Genomic DNA, 7102 nt, shown 5'->3' on the forward strand with positions numbered 1-7102 from the left:
TCCAGCGGCGCCGGCAAGACCACCATGATCCACCTGATCCCGCGCTTCTTCGACGTCAGCGCCGGGCGGCTGCTCATCGACGGCCACGACGTGCGCGACCTGACCCTCGGTTCGCTCCGCGCTCAGGTGGGCATCGTGACCCAGGAGACCATCCTGTTCAATGACACGGTGCGCAACAACATCGCCTACGGGCAGCCGCACGTCTCCGACCAGGCGGTGCGCGAGGCCGCCCAGGCGGCCCTGGCCCACGACTTCATCACCGCCATGCCCGAGGGCTACAACACCGTGATCGGGGAGAAGGGCGTGCGCCTGTCGGGAGGCGAGCGCCAGCGCATCGCCATCGCCCGCGCCATCCTGAAGAACGCCCCCATCCTGATCCTGGACGAGGCCACCTCGGCGCTCGACACCGAGTCCGAGTCCCTGGTGCAGTCGGCGCTGCAGAACCTGATGGCCGGGCGCACCGTGTTCGTGATCGCCCACCGGCTCTCCACCGTGCGCCGCGCCGACCGCATCGTCGTCCTGGAGAACGGCACCATCACCGACGCCGGCACCCACGAAGACCTGCTTGGCCGCCTGGGAACGTACCGCAGGTTGTATGATTTGCAGTTCGTAGATGTTGACCAGTCGCGCGTCCCGGCCCCGAACCCATAGCCATGCCCATCCGCTCCATGACGGCGTTCGCCAGCGTCAAAGGACAGGCGCGCGAAGACCTGGGGTTCTCGCTGGCGCTCAAGTCGGTCAACCACCGCTTCCTCGACCTGCACCTGCGCATGCCGGGGCAGACCGACGCGCTGGAGATGAGGATCCGCCGCTTCCTCAAGGAAAAGCTGGCGCGCGGCCACGTGGAGCTGGTCCTGAGCATGGAGAAGGCCGCCAGCAACGGTTTCGCGCTGAACCGCGAGCTGGTGAACGGGTATGTCGCAGCCTTCCGCAGCGCCGCTCAAGAGTTCGGCATCAACGCAGAACCCGACCTGAACGCCATTCTGCGCCTGCCCGGCGCCATGGGCGGCGGGGAAGAAGCGGTGGACGAACAACTCGACGCCGCGGTCATGGCCAAGCTCGAGGAAGCCGCTGTCCTGCTCAACGCCATGCGCGATGAGGAAGGCCGGGGCATCGAACGCGAGTTGCGCGAGCGCATGACCCATCTGCAGCAGGCCAACCGCGAGATCGAGAAGCTGCGCGGCGCCGTCTCCCGCGCCTACCTGGAAAAGGTGCAGAGCCGCTTGAAGGAGCTCATCGGCGCCCACGCCGACCAGGACCGCATCCTGCAGGAAGCCGCCCTGCTGGCCGAGCGCAGCGACATCCAGGAGGAGATCGTCCGCCTCAACACCCACGTCGCCCATTTCCTGGGACTGCTGGATTCCGGCGGAGAGGTCGGCAAGAAGCTCGACTTCCTGCTGCAGGAAATGAACCGCGAAGCTAATACCCTGCTTTCCAAGACGGCGGGGGTCGCAGGCGAGGGCCTGCGCATCACCGAGCTGGGCCTGGCCATGAAGTCGGAGATCGAGAAATCCCGCGAACAGGTGCAGAACGTCGAGTGAGCGGCCTCATCTTCATCATTTCGGCGCCGTCGGGCTCGGGCAAGAGTACCCTGGTCAGTGAGCTGCGCAAGGTCGTGGCCGGCCTGGAATTCTCCATCTCCTACACCACCCGCAAGCCGCGCGGCTCCGAGCAGAACGGCCGGGAATATTATTTTGTGTCGCGCGAGGAATTCGAGCGCATGTTGCGCCGCGACGAGTTCCTGGAACATGCCGAAGTCTTCGGCAACTACTACGGGACGGCGCGGCGCTTCCTGGAAGACGCCAGGAGGCGCGGCCAGGACTTGCTGCTCGACATCGACGTGCAGGGCGCGGGGCAGATCAAAAAGCGCCTGCCGGAAGCCGTCTCCATCTTCGTGCTGCCGCCGTCGCGGGCCGAGCTGGAGCGCCGCCTGCACCGCCGCAGCGAGGCCGACGCCCATGCCGGCCACCCCGTCACCGAGGAGACCATCCAGCGCCGCCTGCACACCGCCACGAAAGAGATTGAGAAGTACCCGGACTACGACTATATTCTTGTGAACGACCGGCTGGAACAGTCCATCGACGAGCTCAAGGCCATCGTTCTCTCCGAACGTCTGACGCGCGCAGGGAAAAGTCTTACCCCGGCAGAGGCGAAGCTGGTGAGTCTGGCCGAGAGCTGCCGGCAGCAGAACATGCAGCCGCGCTTGCAGCCGATCCTCGAGTCATTCGGTTTGGCCCCGGCCCCCAGGGCAGATTGAGGTGTTTGGGCGTATGAAGCTCATGGAAGGTTTCGACAGCAATTACCGCTACATCCTGGTGGCTGCGCGGCGCGCCCGGCAATTGCAGGGGGGCGCCCGCCCGCTGGTGGAAACCCCGGCCCGCAAGCCGTGCAAGATCGCACAACAGGAGATCGAGGCCGGCAAGGTCAAGTTCGTGGTCGGCGCGCCCGAGAAGAGTGAGGCCTCGAAGGTCAGTGAACTGCTCGACCAGGCCCTCGGCGTCGTCCGATAATCGTGTAGAGACGTAGCTGGCTACGTTTCGTTGGCGTCGATCATCGAATCTCTATGAAGATCGCGCTCGGTGTCTGCGGAGGCATCGCCGCTTACAAGGCGGCGGAACTGGTGCGCCTGTTCCAGGACCGCGGAGTGCGGGTGCAGGTGATCATGACCCGGGCGGCGCAGGAGTTCGTGCGGCCGCTCACCTTCGCCGCGCTCTCCGGCGAGAAGGTCATCACCGACCTGTTCGGGCAAGGGGCGGAGCAGCCCAACATCGATTCCGCGGTCGAGCACATCGCGGTGGCCCAGTCCTGCGATGCCCTGGTGGTCGCGCCCGCGACCGCCGACACCCTCGCCAAGTTCGCTCACGGCCTGGCCGACGATTTCCTCTCCACCCTCTTCCTCGCCACCACCGCTCCCGTGGCCGTCGCTCCCGCCATGAACGTCAACATGTGGGAGAACGCCGCCACTCAGGCGAACCTGGCGAAGCTGAAAGAGCGCGGGGTCCGCGTGGTGGAGCCCGATGCCGGCTACCTGGCCTGCGGCATGACCGGGCCGGGGCGGCTGGCGGCCAACGAGAGCATCGTGGCCACGGTGATGGACATCCTGGGGGCGCACCAGGACTTCGTCGGCGAGACGGTGCTGATCACCGCCGGCCCGACCCGCGAGCCCATCGACCCGGTGCGCTTCATCGGCAATCGCTCGAGCGGCAAGATGGGTTACGCCCTGGCGGAAGCGGCGCTGCGGCGCGGCGGCAACGTCATCCTGGTGAGCGGGCCTACGGCGCTGCATGCCCCCGCGGGCGCCGAGGTCATCCACGTGGAAACCGCGGAGGCGATGCGTCAGGCGGTGCTCAAGCGCCTCCCCGAGGCATCCGTGGTCATCAAGGCGGCGGCGGTCGCCGACTACCGGCCCAAGCAGAAGTCGGAGAAGAAGATCAAGCGCTCGGGGGAGCTGGCGCTGGAACTGGAGCCGACCACCGACATCCTGGCCGAAGTGGCGCGCAAGCGCGAATCGCAGATCATCATCGGCTTCGCCGCCGAGACCGACAACGTGCTGGAGAACGCGCGCAAGAAGCTCAACGCCAAGAGCGTGGACGCCATCGTGGTCAACGACGTCTCGCGCAAAGGCATCGGCATGGATTCCGACCGCAACGCGGTCACCATCCTGACCGCGGACCAGACCATCGAAGTCCCCGAGAGCACGAAGTGGGACGTCGCACACCGCGTGCTCGACACCGTCCTGAAGCTCCGCCAGCACCGCCGGCAGCCCGCCGGCGCCCGCCGCTGAATGCCCCTCGGTCCGAAGCTCAGAGAGCACATAGCCGAGCGTGTGCGCTACTACCGCGAGCTGGGCATCTACGATCTGTATCGCCGCGAGGTAGCCAACGCAGTTGTGGCGCGGGCGCCCTCGCCCCCGAGCGCCGGAGGCGCGGAAGATCTGTTCGCCCCCGCCCGTCCTGAATCGCGCGCCGGCGATCCCGCCGATGCCCTGCGCATCATCCGGGAAGACCTGGGCGACTGCACCCGCTGCGTCCTGCACCGGCAGGGGCGCAAGCAGATCGTTTTCGGGGTGGGGAACCCGCAAGCCGAGCTGATGTTCGTGGGGGAAGGACCGGGCGCCGACGAAGACGAGCAGGGCGAACCCTTCGTGGGCCGCGCCGGCCAGTTGCTGAACAAGATGATCGCCGCCATGGGCCTGCGCCGCGAGGACGTGTACATCGCCAACGTGGTGAAATGCCGTCCCCCGGGCAACCGCACTCCGGAACGCGAGGAGTGCGACACTTGCTCGTCTTTCCTGATGCGCCAGATCGACGCCATCGGGCCCAGGGTCATCGTGGCGCTGGGGGCGGTGGCCGCCAGGAATCTGCTCGGTCTCAACGATTCCATGGCCTCGTTGCGCGGCCGCACCTACGATTTTCGCGGCTCCCGGCTGATCGTCACCTACCACCCCGCGTTCCTGCTGCGCGACCCGCGCCAGAAGGGCGAAGCCTGGAAAGATCTGCAGATCGCCATGCGCGAGCTCGGCCTGCCGGCGCCCAGGAAGTCGTCTTCGTGACCCTCGCCTTTCTTAAGGCACTCACTTGCACAAACTGCTCTGATCGACCGTGTAACCAGTGCCCTTCAGGGCACGGGTGAATGTAGCCCGGCACGTCAGTGCCGGGTATGCGTTGGTTAAGGGAAACCAGTCCCGCTAGGGACGGCTGAACGCCCGCGCTACAATGCGCCCACCATGGCGCACACATATACGAATCTTCTCTACCACTGCGCGTTCTCCACCAAGAACCGACGATCGCTGATTGCGGACAATGTCCAAGCGGAATCATGGGCCTACATGGGCGGGATTGCTCGATCCAACGATTTCAAAGCTCTGGCGGTCGGTGGCATCGACAACCATTGCCATATACTGTTGGTCCTGCCACCCACACTGCCGGTTGCTAAAGCGGTGCAGCTGATAAAGGCCGGTTCTTCGAAGTGGATGCGTGAGCACCCCGACCGGGACCAGTTTGCCTGGCAGGAAGCTTACGGCGCCTTCACCATTGGCGAATCGCAGGTGCCGCATACCATGGAATACATTCGGAACCAAAAGGAACATCACGCCCGAGTTTCGTTTGAAGATGAATTCCGTGCATTCCTACGCAAGAATCAGGTCGCTTTCGACGAACAATATGTCTTCGGATAGATGTTCAGCCGTCCCTACGGGACTGCTGCCACTTCGGCCAGCCACCCGGCACTGCGTCGCTGCGCGGCTTCGTGCCGGGCTACAATCAGCCGTCCGCTTGCGCGGACTGGGGCGGTCTGCGGAGCAAATCCTGACGGCTGGGATTAAGCCAGGCTTCGCATGACAGCCATTGCCCGCAGGGTGGGGATCAATGTAGCCCGGCACGTTAGTGCCGGGTACGTGGAGGATTGTGAGCGAACAGCCCGTCAGGGACGGTTGAACTAGCGAGCCCGCGCCTTGGATTTTTGCGGCGTCAGGGGCTGAGCGGAATACCACTGGGTGGCGACGAACATCTGGCTGTCCTTCGCCCACATATGCTCCCGCTTCAATTGGATCTTCAGGTCCGAAGTGCTGACGATCTGCGTCTCCTCGAAATGCGGGCCGGTCTCCTTGTTCTGCCGGAAGGTGAATTCGCTGCGTTGCGAGACCTCCTGCTGCGACCACGGGTCCGCTGCCAGTCCCGACTCAACCAGGTCGAGGATGGGCTCGAGTCCCCCCCCGCGCAGCTTGTAGATGACGAAGCTGGTATGGCTCGCCCCGTTCCTGGACTGGTGCTGCGCCCGGTGGACCATCACTTGTTGTGAGTTGTCTCCCGTCACCGAGCCGGCGGTGACCCGCGCTTCGTGGTACCGGTTGGGTACGACCAGGGTCTGGAGATAGCGCCAGCTCTCATCCTCCTTGACCATGAAGACCAGGTTCAGGTCCACGCCGCACTGGGTCTGCAGGTACCCGGCCTCATGGGCGCCGTCGAGACGAAGGCGGGTGAGCGACACCTCCTTACAGCCCTTCAATGATTCTGAGGAAAGATGCAATGCCGTCCCCAGGTCGCGGGCGCGGGCCAGGAGGCTGCGGGTCTTCTCGTCCGCACTGTCTTCGCAGGCGCTGCGTTCGGCGACACATCCGGAAGCCGCGAGGTCCTTCTCCAGGCTGTCGAGCGACTTGGCGAGAGCCTCCGGCGCGAATGCCGGCGCCGCCTGGGCAAAGCCGGCCGTGACTGCCGCCGATACGAGGAGTAGCAAGACGGAAAGTGTCCTGACAGTCATGACGCGCTCCGCACGATGGTCGTGATGGCTTCACCATATTAGGCCAGCAGGCTGAGCCCCGCGCCAGCATTAGCTTCTGGGCGAGATCCCTGGGCGGCCCGTGCTCGCACAGCTGACGCCCGAGGATGGGGTAGGCAGCAACAATTCTGTCGTCGGGGAGGAGCTGCGGACTACCTCTCGTTTTGCCGGTCAGGCGAACAAAAAGCGCACGCTTGTGCGAAGGCGATTTCACAACGATTACGACCGCCGAGTGATGTTCAGAATCGCCGTACATAACCTGAGACCAGTTTGAAGCCGTTCTCGGACAAAGGCTTTGTTACACGATTGAGATTGGAGCGAATCTGCGCGTAGAACGTCGTGTACTCGTCATGGTCAGCGTAGATTACAAAGGGTTTGGGCTGCGGAACGAACAGGAAGTCCACCCAATCACTCAGTGCGGCGTACAGAAGCTCCTCAACTTCTTTCTTGCCAGAGGCGGTCACCGTTGAATCGCGCCGGTACTGCGGCGATAGGTCATAACCGGCAAGCAGAGCGTCAAGGTGCTTAGGCTCGAAGACCCACGTATCAACGGTTAGGGATGCTTTTTCTACTGGTTTCATCGCTGAAGCAATTGTCTCCACGAACCGGCGCACATCTTTCAGCGGAGTTAAGAAGGTCTGCTGGAACTTCCAAGCGGTACGCCCAAATTTGTTGATTGTGCCGGGAGCCTCAGACCACATCATCGGCTTGCGTCTCCAACCGTTAAGGCTCCGGGAAGCATACAGCAGGCCACCCAACTGTAGGCAGTGATTGTTGTGAACAGCCGTTATCACAAGTTACGCCTTGGCACCCCACACCTAGTACC

At 64.0% G+C, this 7102-nt stretch carries 9 protein-coding genes; 7 read left to right on the forward strand and 2 right to left on the reverse strand.

Going from position 1 to position 7102, the window contains the following annotated elements; translation table 11 throughout:
• The 7 genes from VMS96_01670 to tnpA form a co-directional block, all read left to right on the forward strand.
• A partial coding sequence (locus VMS96_01670) for an ATP-binding cassette domain-containing protein (GenBank protein ID HVP42107.1) occupies positions 1-651 on the forward strand: 651 nt, incomplete at its 5' end.
• A 2-nt stretch (positions 652-653) separates the two neighbouring features.
• Complete coding sequence (locus tag VMS96_01675; protein HVP42108.1) at positions 654-1541, forward strand: YicC/YloC family endoribonuclease; 888 nt, start codon at positions 654-656, stop codon at positions 1539-1541.
• Positions 1538-2257: a guanylate kinase gene (gene gmk, locus VMS96_01680; protein ID HVP42109.1), complete on the forward strand. Its 720-nt coding sequence runs from the start codon at positions 1538-1540 to the stop codon at positions 2255-2257. Before VMS96_01675 ends, gmk begins: the two co-directional genes overlap by 4 nt.
• Before the next feature lie 13 nt (positions 2258-2270).
• Positions 2271-2510, forward strand: a complete 240-nt coding sequence (gene rpoZ, locus VMS96_01685; protein ID HVP42110.1) for a DNA-directed RNA polymerase subunit omega — start codon at positions 2271-2273, stop codon at positions 2508-2510.
• A gap of 53 nt (positions 2511-2563) precedes the next feature.
• Entirely contained in the window at positions 2564-3784 is a 1221-nt protein-coding gene (coaBC, locus tag VMS96_01690) for a bifunctional phosphopantothenoylcysteine decarboxylase/phosphopantothenate--cysteine ligase CoaBC (protein HVP42111.1), read from the forward strand.
• The gene (locus tag VMS96_01695; protein ID HVP42112.1) at positions 3785-4552 is read left to right on the forward strand and encodes a uracil-DNA glycosylase; all 768 of its coding nucleotides are present in this window, start codon (positions 3785-3787) and stop codon (positions 4550-4552) included. It begins immediately after the preceding gene.
• Positions 4553-4726: 174 nt separating this feature from the next.
• On the forward strand, positions 4727-5176 hold the full coding sequence (tnpA, locus tag VMS96_01700; protein HVP42113.1) for an IS200/IS605 family transposase: 450 nt from the start codon (positions 4727-4729) through the stop codon (positions 5174-5176).
• A gap of 260 nt (positions 5177-5436) precedes the next feature.
• On the opposite strand, the gene VMS96_01705 is transcribed toward tnpA, so the two are convergent.
• Entirely contained in the window at positions 5437-6258 is an 822-nt protein-coding gene (locus VMS96_01705; protein HVP42114.1) for a hypothetical protein, read from the reverse strand.
• A gap of 257 nt (positions 6259-6515) precedes the next feature.
• Positions 6516-6980, reverse strand: coding sequence for a hypothetical protein (locus tag VMS96_01710; protein ID HVP42115.1), 465 nt, complete (start codon positions 6978-6980; stop codon positions 6516-6518).
• Positions 6981-7102: the final 122 nt, after the last annotated feature.

The organism is Terriglobales bacterium (assembly GCA_035543055.1).
Classification (GTDB): Bacteria; Acidobacteriota; Terriglobia; order Terriglobales; family Acidobacteriaceae; genus JAIQFD01.